The sequence below is a fragment of the Cohnella abietis genome, from assembly GCF_004295585.1.
Taxonomy (GTDB): domain Bacteria; phylum Bacillota; class Bacilli; order Paenibacillales; family Paenibacillaceae; genus Cohnella; species Cohnella abietis.
The window spans coordinates 1410125-1435023 of record NZ_AP019400.1; the positions used below are offsets into that span (position 1 = coordinate 1410125).

Annotated in this window: 15 protein-coding genes; 12 read left to right on the forward strand and 3 right to left on the reverse strand. The window is 46.5% G+C overall.

Annotated elements, in window-relative coordinates:
- The first annotated feature begins 85 nt into the window (after positions 1 to 85).
- The 4 genes from KCTCHS21_RS05645 (at position 86) to KCTCHS21_RS05660 (ending at position 6194) form a co-directional block, all read left to right on the forward strand.
- The gene (locus KCTCHS21_RS05645; RefSeq protein WP_130605752.1) at positions 86 to 3937 is read left to right on the forward strand and encodes a TIM-barrel domain-containing protein; all 3852 of its coding nucleotides are present in this window, start codon (positions 86 to 88) and stop codon (positions 3935 to 3937) included.
- Between the two features lie 159 nt (positions 3938 to 4096).
- A complete protein-coding gene (locus tag KCTCHS21_RS05650) occupies positions 4097 to 4999 on the forward strand; it encodes an alpha/beta hydrolase (RefSeq protein WP_232058096.1) in 903 nt (300 codons plus the stop codon).
- Positions 5000 to 5312: 313 nt separating this feature from the next.
- Positions 5313 to 5651, forward strand: coding sequence for an ArsR/SmtB family transcription factor (locus KCTCHS21_RS05655; protein ID WP_130605754.1), 339 nt, complete (start codon positions 5313 to 5315; stop codon positions 5649 to 5651).
- 27 nt (positions 5652 to 5678) lie between these two features.
- Positions 5679 to 6194 carry an SRPBCC domain-containing protein gene (locus KCTCHS21_RS05660; protein WP_130605756.1) on the forward strand — a complete coding sequence of 172 codons (516 nt, stop codon included), beginning with the start codon at positions 5679 to 5681 and terminating at the stop codon, positions 6192 to 6194.
- 910 nt (positions 6195 to 7104) lie between these two features.
- Here the strand turns inward: KCTCHS21_RS05660 and KCTCHS21_RS05665 are convergent.
- Positions 7105 to 8256 carry a virulence factor gene (locus tag KCTCHS21_RS05665; protein WP_130605758.1) on the reverse strand — a complete coding sequence of 384 codons (1152 nt, stop codon included), beginning with the start codon at positions 8254 to 8256 and terminating at the stop codon, positions 7105 to 7107.
- Positions 8257 to 8422: 166 nt separating this feature from the next.
- Here KCTCHS21_RS05665 and KCTCHS21_RS05670 point away from each other — a divergent pair, with 166 nt between their 5' ends.
- From KCTCHS21_RS05670 to KCTCHS21_RS05685, 4 genes are all read left to right on the forward strand, one after another.
- Complete coding sequence (locus KCTCHS21_RS05670; RefSeq protein ID WP_130605760.1) at positions 8423 to 9373, forward strand: MBL fold metallo-hydrolase; 951 nt, start codon at positions 8423 to 8425, stop codon at positions 9371 to 9373.
- Positions 9374 to 9394: 21 nt separating this feature from the next.
- Positions 9395 to 11023, forward strand: coding sequence for an ABC-F family ATP-binding cassette domain-containing protein (locus tag KCTCHS21_RS05675; RefSeq protein WP_130605762.1), 1629 nt, complete (start codon positions 9395 to 9397; stop codon positions 11021 to 11023).
- A 228-nt stretch (positions 11024 to 11251) separates the two neighbouring features.
- Positions 11252 to 12130, forward strand: coding sequence for a cation diffusion facilitator family transporter (locus KCTCHS21_RS05680; RefSeq protein ID WP_130605764.1), 879 nt, complete (start codon positions 11252 to 11254; stop codon positions 12128 to 12130).
- A gap of 1005 nt (positions 12131 to 13135) precedes the next feature.
- Positions 13136 to 14014: a C40 family peptidase gene (locus KCTCHS21_RS05685; protein WP_232058097.1), complete on the forward strand. Its 879-nt coding sequence runs from the start codon at positions 13136 to 13138 to the stop codon at positions 14012 to 14014.
- Between the two features lie 234 nt (positions 14015 to 14248).
- Here KCTCHS21_RS05685 and KCTCHS21_RS05690 read toward each other — a convergent pair whose 3' ends face one another.
- Positions 14249 to 15364: an MGDG synthase family glycosyltransferase gene (locus tag KCTCHS21_RS05690; protein WP_130605766.1), complete on the reverse strand. Its 1116-nt coding sequence runs from the start codon at positions 15362 to 15364 to the stop codon at positions 14249 to 14251.
- A 103-nt stretch (positions 15365 to 15467) separates the two neighbouring features.
- On the opposite strand from KCTCHS21_RS05690, the gene kapB reads away from it, so the two are divergent.
- From kapB to KCTCHS21_RS05705, 3 genes are all read left to right on the forward strand, one after another.
- Positions 15468 to 15848, forward strand: coding sequence for a sporulation phosphorelay system protein KapB (kapB, locus tag KCTCHS21_RS05695; RefSeq protein ID WP_130605768.1), 381 nt, complete (start codon positions 15468 to 15470; stop codon positions 15846 to 15848).
- Positions 15849 to 16044: 196 nt separating this feature from the next.
- On the forward strand, positions 16045 to 18327 hold the full coding sequence (locus KCTCHS21_RS05700) for a hypothetical protein (RefSeq protein WP_130605770.1): 2283 nt from the start codon (positions 16045 to 16047) through the stop codon (positions 18325 to 18327).
- Between the two features lie 15 nt (positions 18328 to 18342).
- Positions 18343 to 18519, forward strand: coding sequence for a YjfB family protein (locus tag KCTCHS21_RS05705; RefSeq protein WP_130605772.1), 177 nt, complete (start codon positions 18343 to 18345; stop codon positions 18517 to 18519).
- An 88-nt stretch (positions 18520 to 18607) separates the two neighbouring features.
- On the opposite strand, the gene KCTCHS21_RS05710 is transcribed toward KCTCHS21_RS05705, so the two are convergent.
- Positions 18608 to 19882: a stalk domain-containing protein gene (locus KCTCHS21_RS05710; RefSeq protein ID WP_130605774.1), complete on the reverse strand. Its 1275-nt coding sequence runs from the start codon at positions 19880 to 19882 to the stop codon at positions 18608 to 18610.
- Positions 19883 to 20169: 287 nt separating this feature from the next.
- Here KCTCHS21_RS05710 and gltB point away from each other — a divergent pair, with 287 nt between their 5' ends.
- Positions 20170 to 24774 carry a glutamate synthase large subunit gene (gltB, locus tag KCTCHS21_RS05715; RefSeq protein ID WP_408621764.1) on the forward strand — a complete coding sequence of 1535 codons (4605 nt, stop codon included), beginning with the start codon at positions 20170 to 20172 and terminating at the stop codon, positions 24772 to 24774.
- Positions 24775 to 24899 lie beyond the last annotated feature (125 nt).

Consider the following 24899-nt stretch of genomic DNA (forward strand, 5'->3'; position numbering starts at 1 on the left):
GGCTTGAGCAGGGGAAGAGCGGGATACAGAATTTGTATTTCCGCTCTTTCTTTCCCTAGCAAATCTAATGAGAGGTGGAAGATTTATGATTGCATATCGTGGCTTGCTTAATAAACGTTTTTTCATGCTTGTACTTGTCGCAATGCTCGCATTAGGATTACTGCCAATGGGCCCGTCTCGGACTTATGCGTATGCTGGCGCTTTGGGTAACGTTCTTAGCAGCAGTGTGTCTGGAGACACACTTACACTTACGATAGACAACGGGGCAGAACCGAATGACGATCTTCTGGAGATCAAAGTGCTTAGCAGCAGTGTGGCTAAGGTGGATTACCGACCGAATTCTGTAGCTGCTAGCAACGATACGCCGATGATTGATCCAAATAAAACATGGAGCGCGGTCGGTGCTACGATTAACACGGCGACTAGTCCCATCACGATAACGACAGCGGATATGAGGATTGAAATAGCCAAAACGCCTGCTCGTGTAACTGTAAAGAAGGCTAATGGAACGCTGCTTTTCTATGAGCCTTCTGGGGGCGGTATCTATTACGACGGCGTACGATTCATTCGCGGTACTTCAGATAATCTCTATGGAATTAGGAGCTATAATGCATTCGAGGATGGAGGAGATCTTCTGCGGAATGACAATAGCCATGGTGCCCATGCGGGTGAGCAAGGTGATGCAGGAGGACCTTTCATATGGTCGACTGCTGGTTATGGCATTCTGGTCGATAGCGATGGCGGTTATCCTTTCACAGAAGCAGCCTCTGGGAAAATGGAGTTTTATTACGGTGGGACTCCGACGGAAGGCCGTAGGTATACGAAGGACGATATGGAGTATTACATTATGCTTGGAAGTCCCAAAGAAATTCTAGCATCTTATGCAGAAATTACAGGGAAATCTCCCATGCTCCCGAAATGGTCGCTGGGCTTTTCTAATTTTGAATGGGATACGAACGAGACAGAGCTGACCAACAGCATAGACACCTATAGGGCGAAGAATATTCCACTAGATAGTGTTGGACTCGACTATGACTGGAAAAAATACGGTCAGGACAACTATGGAGAGTTCGCCTGGAATACGTCGAATTTTCCTAGCGCTTCGACGACAGCACTGAAGACAGCAATGGATGGCAAAGGTGTAAAGATGATTGGTATAACAAAGCCACGTATCGTGACGGAGGATACACCGGGCCACAATACAACACAGTATGTGGACGCGAATACGGGCGGTTATTGGTACCCCGGCCATTCTGCGTACACGGACTATTTTATCCCAGTGAAGGTACGTAGCATCGACCCCTACAATTCCGCAGAACGCACATGGTACTGGAACCATTCCAAGGATGCTTTCGATAAAGGAATTGCGGGCTGGTGGAATGATGAGACAGATAAAGTATCAGCAGGCGGGACGACGCTGTGGTTTGGTAACTTTACGACAACTCATTTCTCCCAAGCGATGTATGAAGGGCAACGATCCTATTCATCGACGAATCGTGTCTGGCAGACGGCTCGGACATTCTACCCAGGGGCGCAGCGGTACGCGACTACGTTATGGTCGGGAGATATCGGGAGTCAGTGGAGCAAGGGGGATAAAATCAATTGGGCAGCCGGTATGAAGGAGCAGCGTGCCGTTATGCTGTCTTCTGTTAACTTGGGTCAGCCTAAGTGGGGGATGGATACCGGTGGATTTAACCAGCAGGATGGGACAATAAATAATCCTTCTCCTGAGCTGTACTCCAGATGGATTCAATTCAGCGCCTTTACTCCGGTATTCCGTGTTCACGGTAATAACCATCAACAGAGACAGCCTTGGTACTATGGTAATACAGCGGAGGAGTCGGCAAAATCGGCAATTCAGCTGCGTTATTCTCTTATTCCGTATATGTATTCCTATGAAAGGAGTGCGTATGAGACGGGGATTGGTCTCATTCGTCCTCTTATGCTCGATAATCCAACGGATAGTAGTGCTAGAAACTACCTCGACGCTTGGATGTTTGGAGATTGGCTGCTAGCCGCTCCTGTTGTCGATAAGCAACAGACAAGCAAATCCATATACTTGCCGAGCGGCACTTGGATCGATTATTTCCGTGGCACGACATACAGTGGAGGGACGACAATTAGCTATCCAGTTAATGCGAATACTTGGAGCGATATCCCCTTATTCGTGAAGAAAGGAGCAATTATACCAACGCAGAAGGTGCTTGATTATGCGAGCCAGAGCGCAATTTCTACGATCGGGGTCGATGTGTTCCCTGATACGGCTCAGTCTAGCTTTAACTATTACGACGATGATGGCACGACTTACAATTACGAGGGGACAGGGTACTTTAAGCAAATATTGACGACTCAGGACAATGGAGGCAGTGGTATTAGCTTTGGTGTAGGTGCAAAGAGTGGTACCTATTCGGCGCCTGTTATGTATTATTTGGCAGCTATTCATGGCAAGGCCGGATCAGGTGTGACGATTGCTGGTTCTAGTGCGTCCTCTTATGCTTCGCTCAATGCGCTGAAGGCTGCTGGTGGTGAGGGTTGGGCTAAGGGCAAGGATATCTATGGAGATGTGACTTATGTAAAGGTATTGGCGGGCAGTGGCACAGCAAGAAACGTTGTCATTAGTGGAACGGCTTCTGTGACGGCTACTGCATTTCAGTATGAAGCAGAGGAAGCTTCGTTGTCTGGCAACACGAATGCAACGAAAGCCTCGGTTAATACAAATCATACGGGATATGAGGGTAGCGGCTTTGTGGAAGGTTTTAATAACAATGGAGCAGCAGTAACCTTCTATCCTAGTGTAGCAGTGGGCGGTGACTACCCGGTTGATCTAAAGTACGCCAATGCATCGGGCTCCTCCAAGCTGCTTAGTATTTTCGTTAACGGCAAACGAGTCAAACAAACAACACTTGCTAACCAAGCAAATTGGAACACATGGGCGACACAGACAGAGACGATTCCGCTGGAAGCGGGACGTAACAGTGTCTCTTATAAGTACTATGCTGACGCTGGAGATACTGGGAATGTGAATCTAGACTTTATTAAAGTTCCGTTTGCACCAGCTGTAGCTAAATACGAGGCAGAAAGCGCGAAGCTTACGGGTGGTGCATCCATTAACAAGGATCATTGGTTCTACTCGGGTGATGCATTCGTAGCATCGATGTCGGCGTTGAACGCGCAAACCGAGTTTACGGTTACGGCTCCTTCGGCTGGTAGCTATACGCTAGCACTGCGGTATGCGAATGGTAATAATGCAACGAGAACCTTGACCGCTTACGTAAACGGGACAAGTGCCGGGGCAATAAGTATGACAAGCCCGGGTACGAATTGGAACGTCTGGCAAGACGTTACGAAGACGGTTACTCTAAGTACTGGAGTCAATACGGTAGCGTTCAAATACGATTCCGGGAACAGCGGGAATGTGAATTTGGATCGGCTGCTGGTAGCTGCTTCGACTCCGGGTACACCAGAATCGGAAACTAATCTACTAGACAATTCAGATTTCGATCGAGATGGGGCATATAATAGCAACTGGACAGAATGGCATCCAGCAGGGCAGACGCTAGCTTATGGTGTGGACAGTGGCTCAGGCTCCAACCCGCCAGAGTCGCCATGGACGCAGGATAAACGGTCTTATTTTTGGTTAGGCACTGCCTATCAGCAGAGTATTCACCAGACTGTTGCGGTTCCCGTTAATAACGCCAATTACAAGTTCGAGGCGTGGGTGCGGATGAAGAATACGAACCCGACGGTTGCGAGGGCTGAAATTAGCAGCTATGGCGGCAGCGCGCAGTATTACAACATCTCCAACGACGGGGTATGGAAGTATATTAGTATTAGTAATATTTTTGTGACGAATGGTCAGATTGATATTGGCTTCTATGTGGATTCTCCAGGCGGCACGACGCTGCATATCGATGATGTGCGGCTGACAAAGCAATAAAGCCTAAGTAATAAAGCCTAAGCAAAAGTAACAAGCAAAATCCCAGAGCTGACGTCAATACGTCGGTTTTGGGATTTTTACATAATCAATGATTTTTGTCTCAAGCTAAACTGGGTTAAAATAGGGAGAGCAGGCGAAAGCGCGAACGGAGGAATAAGAATGAGCATTGCCATAATTGGGTGGATGGTTGGTGGAGCAGGGGCGTTAGCAGGAAGCGCTGGTGCGGCTTTATACGGTTTAACAGTTAAGGCACAACGACCTAGGCTTGTTCCTAATGAGGTTGAACCATCCGTGCAATATGAATCGGTGGAGTGGAAAAGCGAGGGCAAGACAATCAAAGGCTGGTTTTTACGACAAGCTGCTGCGGATCATTCAACACCGGGACCCGTTATTATCATTGCTCACGGCTGGGGCTCAAACCGTTCACGCGTGCTACGATATGCTCTTCCTCTATATAAAGAAGGTTATTCAATTCTCATGTATGATGCTCGAAGTCATGGTGAAAGTGAATATTACAAGACGCCGACAGGTCTGCAGTTCAGGGATGATTTATTAGCTGCATTGGATTGGCTTCGCACACGTCCTGAGGCGGATCAGGCACGAATTGGTGTGCTTGGCCACTCATTAGGAGGTTTTGGAGCAGTGCTTGCACTGGATGTTGGTGCTCCAATTGCGGCCCTAGTAACGGACTCGATGCCCGTAAAATTTGCGACTATGATTGGTTCCGAGCTTAGACGAAAAAAGCTCCCACAATTTCCCTTGGCTCAATTACTACCTTGGATGATGATAATGCGCAGCAGAATCCCGCGCTCAATGATGAAACGGGCGAATCCTGCGAGAATATTAATGGACAACGCATCTGACCGCCAAACTCCAGTATTACTCATACATTCACGTAAGGACAGATTCATTCCGCCTACAGAGCTTTCCCATATGCTGTCTCGCGCCCCCAATTTGCCCCACTTATTCGTCAATGCCGAAGGACATAGCGCTTCTGAGCGAGATCCGGCATTCTGGCCAGCAGTCACTTCCTTCTTCGAATCAGGGCTACAAAAAAAGTAGGCTTGCGGCAACGGGCCGCAAGCCTCAAGATATATTATTGAAAAGGGGGGTCATGTATGTATTGTAACCCCTATAGATGAAGAGAAGATGAAGGTAATATTACGGTTTCATTACAAAAAGCCCGGAAGGACATTTTAGGCTCCTTAACAGGGCTGAATTACAAGCCTTTTCATTTTTATGCGGAGTTTTATTCTAAATATTCCTTGACGGGAATATTCCCTAATTGGTATATTGTATTCAGCAGGATGAAGTTATCTTGAGTGCAGGGGATGATTATACAAGAAACCATTAGGTCAGAGGTGAGGATCATGTCATGAAAATATCCGGAATGGACATAACCACGCTGAGTGCTTTAGCTGAAACCAATCGTATGAATATCGTTCAACTGTTGCGCGATGGTCCTTTGGCCGTAGGAGAAATCTCTGATCGACTTGGTATTCGCCAACCACAAGCGTCGAAGCATTTGAAAGTGCTTAGCGAAGGCGGGATTGTAGAAGTGCGAATAGATGCGAACCGTCGGATCTATGCACTCCGGTCTGAGCCCTTTCAAGCGATGGAGTTCTGGTTGCAGTCCTTCGGGCACATTATGGAAGATCGGTTTGATAACTTGGACAATTACTTGCGTGAACTGCAGAACAAGGAAAAACCATAAAGTCATTATTTAGGGGGAGTAATAACGATGTCAAACAATTATATGATTTCGAACGTAGAGAACGATCGAGTTCTAGTGCTGGAGCGCGTGTTTAATGCACCGCGCGATCTCGTATTCCAGATGTTTAAGGAACCTGAGCATCTTAAACGTTGGTGGGGACCGAAAGGTTGGGAGATACCGGTTTGTACTATCGATTTTCGTCCGGGTGGCGTGTGGCATTACTGCATGAAATGCGTTGATCAGAATCAAGGTCATTTTTATGGCATGGAATCATGGGCAAAAGGCATCTATAAGGAAATTGTCGAGCCGGAGACTATCACTTATAACAATTATTTCTCGGATGCTGAAGGAAATATAAACGAATCCTTGCCAGGGTCTCTAATCAAGATGGAATTTATTGATCTGGGCGGCAAAACCAAATTGGTAAACCGTTCTGAATATGCGTCGGCAGAGGCCCTCAAAGCTGTCATGGATATGGGGATGCTGCAAGGAATCACCGAAACATGGGATCGTTTGGGCGAGTTGTTGGAGTCAATTAAGTAAATGGAGCTTCCCTCCAGCAGAGTCCTTTAACTTCGCAGATAATGAAGAGAACTACTATGCTTTATCGGGAAAGAAATAAGATAGTTGAATAAGTTACGGAAGCGGCTATCTAAATGATCAGCTGCTTTTTTTAATCATCGATCAATGATCTAATTTGCTGAATAAAAAAAAGGGAGGCCTGCGGCAACGGGCCGCAAGCCTCAAGTTTTATATTTCAAAGGGGGGTCATGTATGTATCTTAACCTTTGAACATGAAGAGAAGATGAAGGCTATATTACGTCTTTGTTACAAATGAGAAAGCGGTATCATTTTGGATGGGAAAAACGACCACAAAAATGATCATTCTTGTGGTCGTTTCTGCGATGGTGGGATGTTACTCGGATTGTAAGTGTGCCACCCAAATAGAGTACTGAGGGCTACTAAGATCCGCGAATTTAGCCACTTTCCCCACAATAACGCACTGAGGGCTACTAAGATCCGCGGATTTAGCCACTTTCCCCGCAATAACGCACTGAGGGCTACTAAGATCCGCGAATTCAGACACTTGCAGCACAATAACGCACTGAGGGCTACTAAGACCCGCGAATTTAGCCACTTTCCCCATAATAACGCACTGAGGGCTACTAAGACCCGCGAATTCAGGCGCTTCCCCGCAATAACGCACTGAGGGCTACTAAGAGTCGCGGATTTAGCCACTTTCCCCGCAATAACGCACTGAGGGCTACTAAGACCCGCGAATTTAGCCACTTTCCCCACAATAACGCACTGAGGGCTACTAAGAGTCGAGGATTTAGCCACTTTCCTCGCAATAACGCACTGAGGGCTACTAAGAGTCGAGGATTTAGCAACTTTCCCCGCAGTAACGCACTGAGGGCTACTAATTAGCCCACACAGCAACCATGTCTGTCCGTTATTTACCCTCGTCGCGGCTCTCTTCCCGCATCCGGGTCATCTGCTGCCAGACGGAGCCTGCGGCTTCCTCGCCGCGCTCGATCCGGGCGACCGCCATCTCGGCCTGCAGCTTCACCTCGAATTCGGACTCACTGGAAGCTGTTTTACGCAGGGCCTCCAAAGCCGACTCGTCGCCAGCCTCATAAAGAAACCGAGCAGCCCGCCAACGTACGAGCTTGTTCGAGTCAGTCAACACCTCGATCATCGGCCCAATAGCAGCTGTATCTCCTATATCCGATAGCGTATCCCCGGCCGTCCGTCGAACGGATCCAGAAGTATCCTTAAGCGCAACGAATAGATGCGGCATCGCTTCAGGAGAGCGAAGATCGCCAAGATAGACGACGGCCAACCGTCTTACTGACATTTGGCTATCGCTTAAAGCTTTTTCCAGTACCGGCAAATCGTCCGGCTGGGGCTTCAACCGCTCCAATGCCGCGTAACGCTCGCGCCAATCCTGAGAATCCAGCGCCTGCATAACCACTTCTCCCGTCAATGGAGCGGGAGGAGCAGGTGGCGCAGCTTCCGGTCCGGCTGCCTTTGCCTGTTCAACTAAATCGCGAAGCCGCGCTTCAGAATAAGCTGCTTCAAGCTCACGCTGCACCTCATCCAATACCTCTTGAGGCTCGCCATATCGAACGCCCAGATCCTCAAGCATACGCTCGCGGATCATTGTAGAACCAGCCGCATCCGATACAGCTTGGTTGAACCGGGCAGGCATTGCTGCGCGAAACTCCTGTCCGCCGCTCCGAACGCGAAGCTGCATCGGAATACCTCGAAACATTTGTACACGGACATAAGCTTCGCCAAACCCTGTTGCTTCAACAGCACCAGCGGTTAATGAGCCACTACCCGCTATTCCGAATACTTCTCTAATTCCATCCAGAATAGTTGCCCAGTCTGCATTGCCCCTGCGATCGAGAGCTAGGAAATCAGAGGTGTGGAAAATCGATTTAACCCCGGGTACCTCTAACAAGCTTGCAATGAGCGGTGGTGCCACGGCTGTTTGCTCCTTGCCACCGTAATTCAACTGAATTCCAGGCTCAAGCCGGACATCCACGTTGAGCTTCATTGTATTTGGACTTGGGGTTGGTTCAATGGATAACAGTTTCATACAAAACCCCTCGCTTTCTTCTTTACTCAACAATACCTCAACTGAACACAATTTGCCAAAAAGAGTCGCAAATGAGACGAAGACAGTTCCAATTTTTCTTCAAGTCCTTGGTACATTTCGGCGTTTCCTGATATAGTATACATGAGTACATCATCGGAGGGATTTCATGATAAGAAGACGCTTCGGTAACTTGGACTCTATCGGTGCTGGTAAAGCATCCAAAGCTCAATTCAACCGTTGGCGTGAGGACCGGATTCGTAAGCTGCGAAACAAAGAATACGGCGAGTGCGTTCCTAGCGTGGCGCCAGATCTACGATTTTTACAGCACAACCGCAGCGAGCCATCCATTACATGGATCGGTCACTCAACGTTTCTTATACAGATGGCGGGCTTGAACATTGTAACCGATCCCGTATGGGCGCGGAGAATGGCTTTTCAGAAAAGACTAGCCCCACCTGGCATCGAGCTATCGGACATGCCGTCTGTTGATGTCGTTCTTATTTCACATGCCCACTACGACCACTTGCATGTCTCTTCATTGCGCAAATTAAGAGGGCCCAAGAAAATGATCGTACCAGCTGGTCTGCGGAAAAAGCTAATGCTGAAAGGTTTCCTTCAATCACAAGAGCTGCATTGGTGGGAGGATACTAGTTTCCATGGAGTGAAGTTCACCTTTGTTCCTGCACAGCATTGGACTCGACGTAATCCTTGGGATATGAATACTTCTCATTGGGGAGGCTGGGTGCTGGAAATCGATCACGGTCCGACGATTTATTTTGCGGGGGATAGTGGTTATTTTCGCGGCTTCAGTGAAATTGGGCGTAGGTTTGATATTGATGTAGCTTTGCTTCCTATTGGTGCTTATGATCCTGAGTGGTTTATGGCATCACAGCATGTCAGTCCAGAAGAAGCATTGCAGGCTTTCCTGGACGTCAAGGCCAAGTATTTCGTACCTATGCATTACGGTGCATTTAAGCTTTCAGACGATACACCTGCCGAGGCTTTGCAACGCTTGGAGACAGCTAGAGCCCAGTTAGGTATTTCAGAGGAGAAGCTGCTGCTATTGCAACACGGTGAAACGATGCGTTTCGAAAGCCATAATTTAGAAAACCCATAAAGTAAAGGATGGATTAGACCCATGATTACCGTATCTGGCATAAGCCTGCGTTTTGGCAAACGCCCCCTGTTCGAAGATGTTAACATTAAATTCACCCCAGGCAACTGTTACGGCTTGATTGGTGCTAATGGCGCGGGTAAATCCACGTTTCTGAAAATCTTGTCCGGAGAAGTGGAGTCAAGCTCAGGCGATGTATTTATTACACCGGGTGAGAGACTTGCAGTCCTCAAGCAAAACCATTTCGAGTACGATGAATTCAATGTACTGGAAACCGTTATTATGGGGCATGATCGCCTGTATAAGGTGATGAAGGAAAAAGACGCTATTTATTTGAAGGAAGATTTCTCTGATGAGGACGGCATGCGGGCGGGTGAGCTTGAAGCCGAATTTGCTGAGATGAACGGTTGGGAAGCTGAGAGTGAAGCAGCAGGTATGCTGAACGGTCTTGGTATCACAACAGAGCTTCATGACAAGACAATGGCCGAGTTGAATGGTAATGAGAAGGTTCGCGTATTGTTAGCGCAAGCGTTGTTCGGTAATCCGAATATTTTGCTGCTCGATGAGCCTACCAACCATTTGGACCTCGTGTCGATCAACTGGCTGGAAAATTTCTTGGCGGGTTACCAAGGTACAGTTGTGGTCGTATCCCATGACCGTCACTTCCTGAACCAAGTATGTACACACATTGCGGATATCGATTTTGGCAAAATTCAGATGTATGTCGGTAACTATGATTTCTGGTATGAGTCCAGCCAATTGGCTATTAAGCTCATGCGTGACCAGAATAAGAAAAAGGAAGACAAGATTAAAGAGTTGCAAGAGTTCGTTCAACGTTTCTCCGCGAACAAATCGAAAGCTAAGCAAGCGACAAGCCGTAAGAAGTCTTTGGACAAAATTACGCTTGATGATATTCGTCCGTCTAACCGTAAATATCCGTTCATTAACTTCAAGCCTGAACGTGAGGTGGGCAAACAGGTTGTCATGGTTGAGAACCTTACTGCTTCCGTTGATGGGGAGAAATTATTGAATGGCGTTAACTTTGTCGTAAACAAAGGTGACAAAATCGCCCTTGTTGGTCCTTACACTCATGCTAAGACATTACTTTTCCAAATTCTCGTTGGAGAAAAGGAACCAGAGGCTGGAGCGGTTAACTGGGGTGTAACAGCAGTTAAAGCTTACTTCCCTAAGGAAAATGCTTCTTACTTCGAGAATGATAACTTAAATCTAGTTGATTGGCTTCGTCAATATACCAAGGATCCGGACGAATCATTCATTCGTGGCTTCCTGGGACGCATGCTCTTTTCCGGTGATGAGGCTTTGAAAAAGGGCTCTGTTCTATCTGGGGGAGAAAAAGTTCGCTGCATGCTTTCCCGTATGATGCTGACGAACGGTAATGTGCTTCTGCTTGACGAGCCGACTAACCATTTGGATTTGGAGTCTATAACGGCGCTGAATAATGGCTTGATCGATTTTGATGGTCCGATCATCTTTACTTCTCATGACCATCAGTTCATGCAGACGATCGCCAACCGGATCATTGAGATTACTCCAAATGGAGTTATTGATCGCATGATGACCTTTGATGAGTACTTGGAGCATCCAGAAGTACAGGAGCTACGCGCTCGTTTAATTCCTGAAGAAGATAGATAATAATGATAAGACGCTTGCCGATTGTCGGTAGGCGTCTTTTTTATAGTTATTATTCTGAATAACCTCCGACATAAACATTCTTTCGATTACCAAGGGACCGCCTTCTACCTCTAATCGTTCGAATAATATTTAGTGATACAGTGTTTCGAAGCATGAGGGGACGGATACACTATTGTGATGGCCATAATGAAGCTGTAATCTGAGTACGGTCGGGGTGGGGGAGATCAAGTGGACATATACGGCGATATAAAAAAGGGAGAAAGAGGCGCGTGGATCAGCATAGCCTCTTATCTAGTGCTCTCATCAATAAAATTAGTTGCCGGATGGATTTTTGCTTCTGCGGCGCTAACGGCAGATGGCATTAACAACGTGACGGATATTGTGGCGTCCGCGGCCGTACTCATCGGTCTTCGCATATCACGAAAGCCACCGGATAAGAACCATCCCTACGGACATTTGAGGGCTGAGACAATTGCGGCATTATTGGCTTCTTTCATCATGGGGGCAGTCGGTCTACAGGTGCTGATCGTTGCTGTTCGTAATTTATGGAAAGGGGAATTTGTGTCCCCAGACTTAAATGCAGCGTGGGTTGCATTATTCGCAGCGGTAGCTATGTTTGCGGTTTATGTTTACAATATTAGACTTGCTCGACGTATCCACAACCAAGCATTACTGGCAGCAGCACAAGACAATCGATCAGATGCACTTGTAAGTATAGGCGCAGCTATTGGCATCTTCGGTTCTCGTCTAGGATTGCCTTGGCTTGACGGTGTTGCGGCTATCGTGGTCGGTTGCATAATTTTAAAGACGGCATGGACGATTTTCATGACGGCAACGCAAACGCTAACTGACGGGTTCGATGTTCAGCAGCTGATGAGCTTAAGGACGACGGTTGAGCGGACAGAGGGTGTTAAAGACATCAAAGACATCAGGGCGCGAATCCACGGAAGCACAGTGTTAGTTGATGTCGTCATTGTCGTTAACCCTACTCTCACTTTGGTGGAGGGGCATGAGATATGCAATACCATCGAACAGCGTATGAGAAAAAAGCATGAGATCTTAAATGTCCATGTCCATGTGGAGCCGGACGATTCGTTGGTGAAATAAGGTGCTTCGAGAGTTAGTTATATGGGCCCCTTCACATAACTAAGCCACAGATCCGAGTCACATCCTAGCCAGATCTCCATGCCATCCAAGCTACAATCCAAGCTACAATCCAAGCCACAATCCAAGCTGCAATCCAAGCCACATATCTAAGCCATATCTACGCTGTTTTTCAGGTTGTTTCATGCTGTATCTAACCGCATATCGCGGTTTTTTTTGTGCATGTGGAGGATAGAAACAAAACTGCCACTATAGGGGGATATATGCATTTGGCTCAGGTAGTGTGTTTTATCCGCTTGTTTATCTGCTGAGGTGCAATAACTGTGAAAATCATAGTTATTCTTGCTCTACGCCCCTCTCCAAGTCCGGAGTACGGTTCAAAACATCGTAGTTTCACAATTGCAGCAGACACCTAGGTAGTTTACACGGCAAAAGCGATGAAAAGCATCGTATTTGTCCAGCCCTCCACACACCAATGCTCGAACTACGGTGAATATCATCGTAGTTTATTGTCTTGCCGACTAAGTCATGTCCGTGCGAGGTATGTTGGAGCAATTAAGAGGAGAGGCCGACTAAGTCATGTCCGTGGTGAGGTATGCTGGAGCAATTAAGAGGAGAGACCGACTAATTCCAGTCCGTGGCGAGGTATGCTGGAGTAATTGAGAGGGGAGACCGACTAATTCTAGCCCGTGGCGAGGTATGCTGGAGTAATTGAGAGGGGAGACCGACTAATTCTAGCCCGAGATGGTTTATGTTGCAGTAATTAAGAGGAAAGTTCGACTAAAGGGTGTGGTAAATAAACCCTGCACCTATCTTTTACTACCTGTATCCCCCTTGATAGGTGGTGCTTCCCATACTAATTGCCTATAGCAGGATGGAACTCATTTCCCAGAGTGGGAATTAGGTCTGAGTTTGGAGACCCATGGAAGATCAATCCCAAGGAAATATAATGGACAAGGAGGGGCGGAAACCTGCTCCTATCGTGGGATTTATGGGAGGGCAAGACAGTTGAGAAAAGGAATGTTACTTCTAATTGCATCGTTGCTGTTGCTCGTTTCTGTTCCAATGTTCGTTTCGGCTGCTCAGTCGGAAAGCACGGGTATTGTATCTACTGTAAGCCTACGTAAAGGACCAAGTACTTCGGATGACGTTCTGAAATACTTGAAAGCTGGGGAGTCTGTTTCTGTACTGGATGCATCGAATTCTTACTGGCTTAAAGTGAAAGACGTTAAGGGAGTCACTGGCTATATTTCTTGGAATAATAAATATGTTAATTACAAGACTAATCCAACTCCAACACCAAAGCCAACACCGACACCGACGCCAAAGCCGACACCGACACCGACACCGACACCGACACCAACACCAACACCAACACCGACACCAACACCAACACCAACACCAACACCAACACCAAAGCCGACACCGACGCCAGCCCCGACAGTTAGCCAGAAGGTGGAGCTGGTAATCGCTGCTGGAACCAAATATTTGGGCACGCCTTATGAATTTGGGTCGGATCGTGATTCGACGAAGACGTTCGATTGTTCAGCTTTTGTTCGTCAAGCGTTTAAGGATGCCTTGAAGGTGACACTGCCTGCAAGCTCCAGCCAACAAGGCGTCTATGTTCGTGACAAGAGCGCCGTTACGACTAATTGGCAGTCGTTAAAACGTGGAGACCTCATGTTCTTCATGGATTATAAGGGAACGAGCGCATCTAGCTATGCGGGTAAAAAACCCTTCTCAGAAAAAGTTTCTCACGTAGGCATTTACTTGGGAGACGGAAAAGTACTTCATACATACTCGATTGCCTCAGGTGGCGTCCGTACGGATAGTATCGTTGATAAGCATTGGGAATATCGTTTCTTGTTCGGAGGCAGTGCGCTGTAAATAGAGTAAGTTGTCCCAAACCGCTTTCAGGCTAGCAGCCTTTGAAGGCGGTTTTTCTAATTAATTCACAACTAAACGGCTACAGCCACCCAAAGCTCGACAGAACCAGTTTGAGTTAGCCATTATCAAACCAGAAAGCAATCAAATAAGCCCCCTGCCACGCTCGGCAGAGGGCTTCTAAAGCTATGTTTGCTACTCCTCAATGAAAGGAACAGCCTCAGAATCGCTTGTCCGCTACTCCATCAATGCGAGAACAGCCTCAGAGCACTTGGCTGGGTGATATTCCGCATTGCGCAAAGCAAGCAATGTATCTCGGTGCTGGTAAGCGGCATAAGGCTCTTGAATCAAACGGAACCAACGATCGATGGTATCGTTCGTTTTCATTAATTCGCCAAAGCCGTGGGTAACGAAGTATTCTGCATTTTCTTCTTCTTGACCAGGAATAGGCTCATAGAATAACATCGGAATACCTTTAGCCATACCTTCGGTACAGGTCATTCCACCGGGCTTCGTGACGAGAAGGTCTGAGACGTCCATAAGCTTGCTTATCTCTTTCGTATATCCAATAATATGAATATTCGGATGCTGAAACCGCGGATCAGAGAGCAGCTTCTCTCTTTCCTTCTCATTGTTTCCCATACAGAGTATGAGCTGAATGCGGTCAGCATAGGCAGTCATGTATTCAACAAGCTCTTCACCGTATAGAAGCCCCCAGCCGCCGCCCATAATGAGAACAGTGGGCATGTCCCTTAGCTGAAATTGCGAAAGAATCTCTGCTCTGTCATGAGGGTGCCAGAAATTCGGATGAACGGGAATACCCGTCACTTCTATAGAAGTGGGTGGGACGCCGCGAGCGATTAATTTGTTCCGAACTGTAGGCGTGCTCACCAGATAAGTATTAACCTCTGGATTAGTCCAAGTAGCATGCGCATCGTAATCCGTTATAAGCGTATACAAAGGGACGTCCAGCCCCAGCCTTTTTAACCGACTAACGACGGCATTGGGAATTGGATGAGTGCAGACGATGGAATCAGGCTTTAACTGACGAACAACGTCCGAAACCTGATTGTAGAATAACCGGTGCAGCGCAAATTGCGTCATGCGGTTTAATGATTTATGATAGCCGCTGCGGTAGAATCTTCCGATTAACTTTGGCTGTTTGCTCACAGTTTTGCGGTAGGCGGACAAAATCAATGGACCGATGATGGGATTTAGAAAGGTGCCAAGCTCAATGACACGAGTCTGAATCCGCGGGGAGAGCTGTCGCAATCCAACCGCTAACGCATAAGCAGCCTGGGTATGTCCGGTACCAAAACCTTCGGAAAGCAGCAGAACTCGTTTTTTACGCATAAGAAATAATCCTCCACTTTACCTATTTCCATTTTACGCTGAAGCGGGGCTTGGAACAAGTGGTACAATGATAAGAAACCAGTTATAGGAGGAAAAGATTACGATGAGTGAAGCTAAAGAAACAACGGATTTTGTCAAAGTTACATATAAAACAGGGGATTATGTCGGAGAGGTGATGGATCGTGATGATCGGCGGGTGTTAGTAAAGGTGTTAGTGGTCCTTCAGCATCCGACCCAGGGCGATTTGCATAGCACCCATGATCCAGATGCGGTTATGTTTCATGAGCGCAGGGCGCTCTCTTACACGGAGAAGGTATGGGTGCCAGCTCAAACTGCACAGCCCTATACTGGAGCCATTCCCGAATATAGGGAGTCATTGCGCACAGCTCTTAGCATTGAGATGGAGAGAATCGATAGACTAAAGCGTTGGTCTGAACGTTGCATGGTCAATTTGGAAACCCTGCGCAAGGATTACGGAATGTGAAGCTACCCCATAAGTCCTGTTTTGAAGTTTACTTGCTCTAAATTGCTGCTGTCTCTTAGTCGAATAGACCTAGGGGCAGTTTTTTTATGTGAGAATAATGAGATTTTCCAATTATATCTTCAGGAATCCACAGTTGAAGCCGTTATAAAGAAAGAGTATGCAAAAAGAATAAAAGCAATGGAGGATCCGCTTAAAAATGAAAATGTGGAGTAAAACAGCGAAACATAAGTCCCCGTCGTCCCGCCCAAGCAACATTTATAATCGTATTCTCACCGTGTTCCTTGTCTTAGCTCTAATCGGCAGCACGTTCGGAGGAGTCGTATCTGCAGCAGACATTACCGTAACAAATTTGGATATAAGCTCTGATAATTCAAGTGGCAAATTATATGTAGAAGATAATACGATTCTGCTGACTGCAAATGCGAGCATTTCAGGAGAGTCTACTCCAAGGGTCGTAACTGAAGATGCCACATGGTCTTCCAGTTCTTCAGCGGTAAAGGTTGTTAAAGGTGTTGTAACTGCAACGGGAGCCATATCGTCAGCTACGATTACAGCCAAATATAAGGATAAAAGTGCTTACTTCTATGTCACTGCTGAATATTATTATACTGATGTTAAGCTTAAGACAGGTGACTCCGGAGTAGATGCCCCTGCTAAGCAAGACGTGAATATTGGAACAGATCTTAAGTTTACAGTTAGTGCAACTAAATTGGGCGGTGCCACAGAAATTCCTTCTAAGCCACAATGGACGACATCTAATGCAGCAATTGCTACTGTAAGCGAAGGCACAGTTACCTTGCTGACTGAAGGCACAGTTACCATTACTGTGAAGTCTAAAGGGAAATCTGATTCTATCGTGCTTACTGTATCATCGCCATATTCATCCATCGATATTGTCGGTAGTGATGACAAGGTCATTGAAGGACCGATCCATCTAGTTGTTGACGACAACAAAGAAATAACATTGAAATCTAAAGCAACCCTAAAAGACGGAATTCCCGAGCCAGCATCCGCTAAGGAAGTCTGGACGAGCAGTAATACAGCAATCGTCAAGATAGGCGAGGCTGGTAAGCTCGATGCTGGCAAGCTGACAGCTGTAAGTAAAGGCACGGCAACTATTACAATTAGTCGTTTAGGTGTTTCGAAAACTATTACCGTTATTGTAAGAACAGAATACGAAGCTCTAACGGTAACTCCTGATAAGCCGATTTATGTCACCCTATATGGATCGTCAGTTGAATTGGGTGCAACGGCTATGAAAGGAAGCGATAAGCCTGAGCCCGTAACAACTAAAGCAGAGTGGAAAATATCCGATACGGATCAGGCCTACGCTGTCATTGACAAAACGACTACTCCAGGGAAAGTGTTTGTTTCCCCGAGAGGTGTAGGCACAGCCAAAATTATAGCTACCTACATGGGATTATCCAAGGAAATTTCAATTACAGTGTTGCCTACTATTAAATCAATCGAGATTTCAAAGGATTCTTTGGAAGTATTCGTAGAAGATACTGCAGCCCTACCAAGCGTGTCAGGTACAACGGTATCAGACGGTAAAGAGGATGTCGGCAAGCTTGTAAAGTGGACTTCAAGTGATCTCAAGGTCATAACGATTGAAGACGGCAAATGGAAAGCAGTTAGTAAAGGTACTGCTATTCTGACAGCAGAAGTGGAAAGTGTATCGGGAACAATCGTAAGAGATACGATGACAATAGAGGTTCATAACAAAATTCTAGCCCTGATTCCTTCGACGGACACGTTGAGTGTTGTAATCGGTAAAGAAGTTGATCTTCCTACCGTTCAACTCATCTATGAGGATGGCGAAGAAACGCCAGTTACCGATAAAATTGTTTGGAAGTCATCGACGCCGAACTTGCTAGTTAAGACTAAGTCGGTTAAGGGACTTCTAGCTGCAAATGCTACATTAACGGGAACTTATTTGAATAAAACGATTAAGGTTAAAGTGACTGTCGAAGAGGAGTTTACCTCCTTCGTTATCGAGCCGAATAAAATCAGCTTAACCTTAAACAAATCTCAGAGCATTAAGGTAACCGGTAATACGAAGAGTGGTAAAAAGGTAAATATAAGCTCGCGCCTTAACTGGATTGCTTCGAATGTTGAGCATGTAACCATTAAAGGAGCTTCAATTAAAGGTCTTGTTGAAGGAAGCGGCAAGCTAACAGCTACCATACAAGGAAAAATACTCGAAATCCCTTATGTGATAACAGCAAAGCTAACTAAGCTTACAGCATCTAATAATGCCATTCAGTCTGCAATCGGCGATCAAGTAGTTATTGAATTGACTTCGTTGTATGAGAACGGCAAGTCAGCCAACGTAAATGTACAAGCGGTCTGGACGACCTCTAAAGCTTCTGTAGCCGTTGTAGAGAATGGCAGAATAACGGTTAAAGGCAAAGGAAGCGCAACGATTAAAGCAGCCTTCGGTGGCAAGTCCGTATCGATTCGCGTCTCTGTTAAATAGGAGGGAGGTGAGATCATGAGTAGTATTAGTGCAGTAGGATCAGCAGCAACGGGTTCTCTGAAGCAGCAGGTGGGTATTGCAGTATTAGCTAAAACCCTTGATTCTAACGAACAGCAAGGCCAACAGATCGCTCAACTGCTTCAACAAAGCGTTCAGCCTCATTTAGGCAGCAACATCGATATTAAAGTATAAGATCATAAATTCACGTAAAAAGAGCCCCCTTGGAACAACGAGGGGGCTCTTTTTACGTGTTGAATGGGTATGCTAGTTATTATGAAGGTTACGAATTAATAAAGGCAGCGAGTAAGTTTTTACGGTACACAACCTGATAATCCAAACCAGAGCTAATAACTGCAAGTGGTACATAAGTTTTCAGGTTTTTCCCTACCGTCTGAAAGTAAGCTGGGGTCGATATTGGCTGGCTTACACCATTAATCGTTATTGTTTTGGCACCAACCGTAATGGAAACTACCCGACCGTTTTTCGAGAATACCGCAGTTTTCGTTTTCTGCGTCCATTTCACTTCGGCTCCAACTGCATCCGCAACGTCTGTTAAGGCTAGGAAGGTTGTATTGTTAATCATAGTTGGCTTATTCGGAGGCTCTTTGCCGTTAATAATAATGGAAATAGGAACGCCAGAAGCTCTTGGTGCCGGCTTAAGGTACTGCTTCCATATCACTTCAGCGAAGGTCTGAGCAATGGATTCATATCCAGCTTGGCTAGGGTGCGTATCAAATTCTTCAACGACATTAAAGTGAGTGAACTTTTTCTCGTTTTTCACGAACTTGGGAGAGACATGTGCGATCTTTAAAGGAATATCTTGTTTGTTAAGGTCTTCCGCAAGCGTGTCTAACCTGTTGGCAAGTGTGATTACAGCGTTAGATAGCTCGGAGTAATACGGAAGCGGTTCCCACAATGGAAGATACTGATCCGCGAGTACAATCTGAGCATTAGGTGCAAGTAAGTGCAAACCTTTGATCACTTTATCCATACTTTCTGCATAATTATTCATTGTAATATTAAAATTATTCTCTATTGTTTGCTTTGCTGTATCACCTGTTAGGTCTTTAATCGCCTTGATAATCGGACTAAAATCATTCCCTCCGATGGTCAATACGACTAAGTTAGCTTGAGCAAGATCGGCAGCAAGCTCTGGTGTTTTCGCCCCAATGCTATCTGCTTGTTGAAGAACTTCTGCAGGTAATGTGGTTTCTCCCAAAAGGTCGGCTGAAGTGAGTTTTTTGGCGTCAGCGGCCCCCTTTAGCAGGGTACTGAGACCTGGTGCTGTTAATCCCATTACAGCATAGCTTGCAAGCTCAGAACGACCGTGGAATAAGGCTTGTTCATATAATCGGTCTACATATCCATAGGGGATTGAGCCTGTTTTCATGCCTGGTTCATAACCAACACTGACCGAATCTCCAAGCGCTACAATACGGTAAACATCCTTGGTTTCTGTCTCTTTGGGTGCAGCTGAAGCTAAGGAAGCGATAGTCGTTAATACCATGATTGCGGAGAGAATTACGGTTAACGGTTTGCGTAAATTCAATTGCATAGTGAATGATTCCTCCTTAAATGATTTCTTCAATTAATTGTTGTCCTGAGAATAGCTTATCGGCTTCATAAAAATATTAAATTGCCATTCAACTCGCGGTGATGTTAAAATAATATAATAAGAAAATGAATATTTATGAATTATTACGACTAGCTACATCAACCTCCGAATCCCCAGCATTTCCCGAAGCATCCCTCCTATATGTTTATTCTAGGTCATTTGGGTCGGGATTTGAAGCTGTCATTGCTTAAATTTCTCAAACACTGCTTGTAGAAAGGTTGATATATATGATAGAGATGCGCAAAGGTCTACCTGTCAAACAGGGGATGTACGACCCACGTTTCGAGAAGGATGCATGCGGGATGGGTTTCGTCGCGCATATTAAAGGGCAGAAATCCCATGAAATCGTTGAGCAGGCATTAACGCTACTGTTTAACATGGAGCATCGCGGCGGGCAAGGCAGCGAGCCTAACACGGGGGATGGAGCAGGAATACTGCTGCAAATTCCACATCGTTTCTTTCAGAAAGAGGCGATTAAGCTTGGCTTTTCCCTACCTGATGAAGGCTTATATGCTGTAGGTATGGTGTTCCTTCCGCAAGAAGAAGCAGCGCGTCGCAACCATGAGGAAATATTTGAGGCTATTATTGTAGAAGAAGGCCAAACACTTCTGGGCTGGCGTACGGTTCCGACGAATGACGATACATTGGGCGAATCCTCTAAGAAGGTGAAGCCGTTCGTTCGTCAAGCGTTTATTGCACGCTCTGAAGAATTGACCAGCGATATGGCATTCGAGCGCAAGCTTTACGTCATCCGCAAGCGTGCCGAGCAAGCGATTCGGTATTCTGGTATCGAAGGCGCGGACATGTTCTATTTTCCGAGCTTCTCGAGCAAAAAAATTGTATACAAGGGAATGCTGACGACCGAGCAGGTGGGGCATTTCTACGAGGAGCTACACAATCCAGAGCTGGAAACGGCTATGGCGCTTGTTCACTCGCGGTTTAGCACGAATACATTCCCAAGCTGGGAAAGAGCCCATCCGTTTAACTACTTGATTCACAATGGTGAGATCAACACCCTGCAGGGCAATGTGAACTGGATGCGTGCACGTCAAACTCTGTTTAATTCAGAGCTGTTCGGAGATGACATTAATAAAGTTAAACCAGTAATCGCTCCGGATGGTTCCGACACGGCTATGTTTGATAATACTTTTGAGTTCATGTATTTGTCTGGACGCTCCATGGCCCATGCGGCAATGATGATGGTTCCGGAGCCGTGGCAAAATGATGAGCATATGGATGAGGAGAAAAGAGCCTTCTACGAATACCATGCTTGTTTGATGGAGCCTTGGGATGGACCAGCAGCAGTAGGGTTCACGGATGGTGTGCAAATCGGTGCTATCCTCGACCGTAACGGCTTGCGACCAGCTCGTTACTATGTAACGAAGGACGATCTAATTGTCCTCGCATCCGAAGCAGGTGTTGTGGATATTCCTGAAGAGGATATCGTTTTGAAGGATCGTCTGCGTCCAGGTCGTATTTTGTTAGTAGATACGAAGGAAGGTCGCATCATCTCTGATGAAGAAGTAAAGCGTTCAATCGTAACCGAGCATCCTTACCGCGAGTGGTTAGATGATCATTTGATCGATTTGGAAGATCTTCCTGATGCAGCAGAGCTACCTGAACCGGATCACGATACGGTTCAACAGCGTCAGCAGGCTTTCGGCTATACATTCGAGGATATTCGCAAAGTTATGGAGCCAATGGCGTTAACCGGTGTTGAGCCATTAGCATCTATGGGGTATGACTCCCCTCTAGCTGTGCTTTCTGAGAAGCCGCAACGATTGTTCAACTATTTCAAACAATTATTCGCACAAGTAACGAATCCACCGATTGATGCCATTCGTGAGGAAATTGTTACTTCAACTTATACAACAGTCGGACCTGAGCGTAATTTGCTCGATCCTGAGCCAGAAAGCTGCCGCCATATCCGTCTCTATACGCCTATTCTATCGAACGAGGAATTCGCGAAGCTGCGACATGTTCACCGTCCCGGCTTCAAATCCATTACTCTGCCGATCTTCTTCCAGGCCAAGGACGGAGAAGCTGGCTTGCGTGAAGCTCTTCAGCTACTATGCACAGCTGCTGATCGCTTAATTTCTAAAGGCCATAATATTCTCATTCTGTCTGACAAAGGAACAGATGCTGAGAATGCGGCTATTCCTTCCTTGCTGGCTGTGTCGACGCTTCATCATCACTTAATTCGTCAAGGCACTCGGACAAAGGTAAGCATTCTGCTCGAATCTGGAGAGCCACGGGAAGTTCATCATTTCGCTCTGCTACTAGGTTATGGCGTAAGCGCGGTTAATCCGTACTTGGCTTTCGAGACACTTGATGATCTTATTCGCGAAGGCATGATGCGAAATATTTCCCACGAGAAAGCTGTTAAGAATTTTATTAAAGCAGCTACCAAAGGCGTCGTTAAGGTGTTGTCCAAGATGGGGATTTCCACTATTCAATCTTATCGAGGTGCTCAAATTTTTGAAGCCGTCGGCTTGAATACAGAAGTCATTGATCAATACTTTACAGGAACAGCATCTCGCATCGAGGGTGTGGGCTTTGACGTTATTACACAGGAAACTCTTGTCGCTCATCTTCGGGCATTTTCCACGCAGGAAGGTGCTAGCCCTGAGCTTGATTCCGGTGGCGATTACCAGTGGCGTAAAGACGGGGAAGACCATCTCTTTAATCCGCAGACTATTCATACACTGCAGATGGCCACTCGTACTGGCAATTACAATACGTACAAGAAATATTCTGCTCTCGTTCAAGGTGAATATGAACAAGTACGCACGTTGCGTTCCTTACTGAAATTTAACTCGAAACAGCCGTCTGTGCCGATTGAAGAAGTAGAGCCAATTGAGGAAATTTTCAAAAGGTTCAAAACCGGTGCGATGTCATTCGGCTCAATTAGCAAAGAAGCGCATGAATCATTGGCTATCGCAATGAATCGAATTGGAGGGAAGTCCAATTCCGGTGAAGGCGGAGAGGATTCTGCAAGATATATTCCAGATGCGAATGGGGATTCTCGTCGCAGCGCGATCAAGCAAGTAGCTTCTGGACGCTTCGGCGTAACTAGCTATTATCTCTCTAACGCAGAAGAGATACAGATCAAGATGGCACAGGGAGCTAAGCCTGGAGAAGGCGGCCAGCTGATGGGACGCAAGGTGTATCCGTGGGTAGCTGAGGTTAGGGGAACGACACCAGGTGTTGGTCTGATTTCACCTCCTCCGCATCACGACATCTACTCAATCGAGGATCTAGCTGAGCTTATTCACGATCTGAAGAATGCTAATCCGCGTGCGCGTATTAACGTTAAGCTTGTATCAGAGGTTGGTGTCGGAACGATTGCAGCCGGCGTTGCCAAAGGTCGTGCCGATGTTATCCTTGTCAGTGGATATGATGGCGGAACAGGAGCTTCTCCAATAGGCTCGATCCGGCATGCGGGTTTACCTTGGGAGCTAGGTCTTGCGGAGACGCATCAGACTCTCATTCTTAACAACTTGCGTGATCGTGTAGTCGTGGAAACCGACGGTAAAATGATGACAGGACGAGACATTGCTATTGCGGCATTGCTCGGTGCTGAGGAGTTTGGCTTTTCAACGGCTCCACTTGTTGTTCTGGGCTGCATTATGATGCGGGTTTGTCAGTTGGATACTTGTCCGGTTGGCGTTGCCACGCAAAATCCTGAGCTTCGCAAGAAGTTCATGGGTGATCCAGATCATGCCGTTAACTTCATGAAGTTCGTGGCGCAGGAGCTCCGTGAGATTATGGCAGAGCTTGGCTTCCGCACTGTGCAAGAGATGGTCGGACGCGTTGATCGTCTAGACACGAATAATGCGGTCAGTCACTACAAAACGCAGGGAATCGATTTGACTCCGCTGCTTCATATGCCAGAGCTGCCTGAAGGCTCGTTCCGTTATAATGCCAAAGGCCAGAATCATTTGCTCGAGGAATCGCTTGATATGCAATCCTTGCTTGAAGCGGCTGCCCCAGCTCTTGAAAGCAAGCAGCAGGTAAAAGCTGTGTTTCCGATTAAGAACACAAATCGTGTTGTCGGAACGATTGTCGGTGCTGAGGTGACGAACCGTTACGGTAAGGATGGCTTGCCTGCAGACACGATACAATTCCATTTTGTCGGAACCGCTGGACAAAGCTTCGGAGCGTTCATTCCTAAAGGAATGACCTTAACGCTTGAAGGTGATTCTAACGACTATGTGGGCAAAGGGCTGTCAGGTGGTAAAATTGCTATCTATCCATCAGTAAAATCTTCATTTAAGGCTGAGGATAACGTCATTATTGGTAATACGGCGCTTTACGGAGCGACAAGCGGCGAAGCCTATATTCGCGGTGCAGCGGGTGAAAGGTTTGCAGTTCGTAATAGTGGTGCCAATGTTGTTGTTGAAGGCGTGGGCGATCACGGCTGCGAATATATGACTGGCGGTCGCGTTGTAGTATTAGGCAAAACTGGGCGGAATTTCGCTGCAGGGATGTCCGGAGGTATTTCCTACGTCATCGACTGGGATGGGGAATTCGTTAATCGCTGTAACTTCGAGATGGTTGGTTTGGAGCGTCTGGAGGAAGAAGCGGAGATTTCGGAAGTTCACGGACTGATCCAAAACCATGTTCAATATACGAATAGTGATCTTGGACGTCTGGTGCTAGCGGATTGGAACAACATGGTAAAGAAATTTGTGAAAATCATTCCTAAGGATTACAAACGGATGATGGAGCAGATTGCTAAAGTTCAAGCGCAAGGTCTTAGTGGAGAAAAAGCGCTGCTTGCTGCTTTCGAAGCCAACATGCGCGATTTATCCCGTGCTGGTGGCAACTAAGCCGAACCATAATTAAAGAAGAGAACGCCGATAGATGTGCTTTTGAGCACTTCTGTCGGCGTTTTTTGAGCTGCAGACGCTTATTACTCTTCTTTTTCTTGCGGTAAAAGGATAGAAAGACAGCA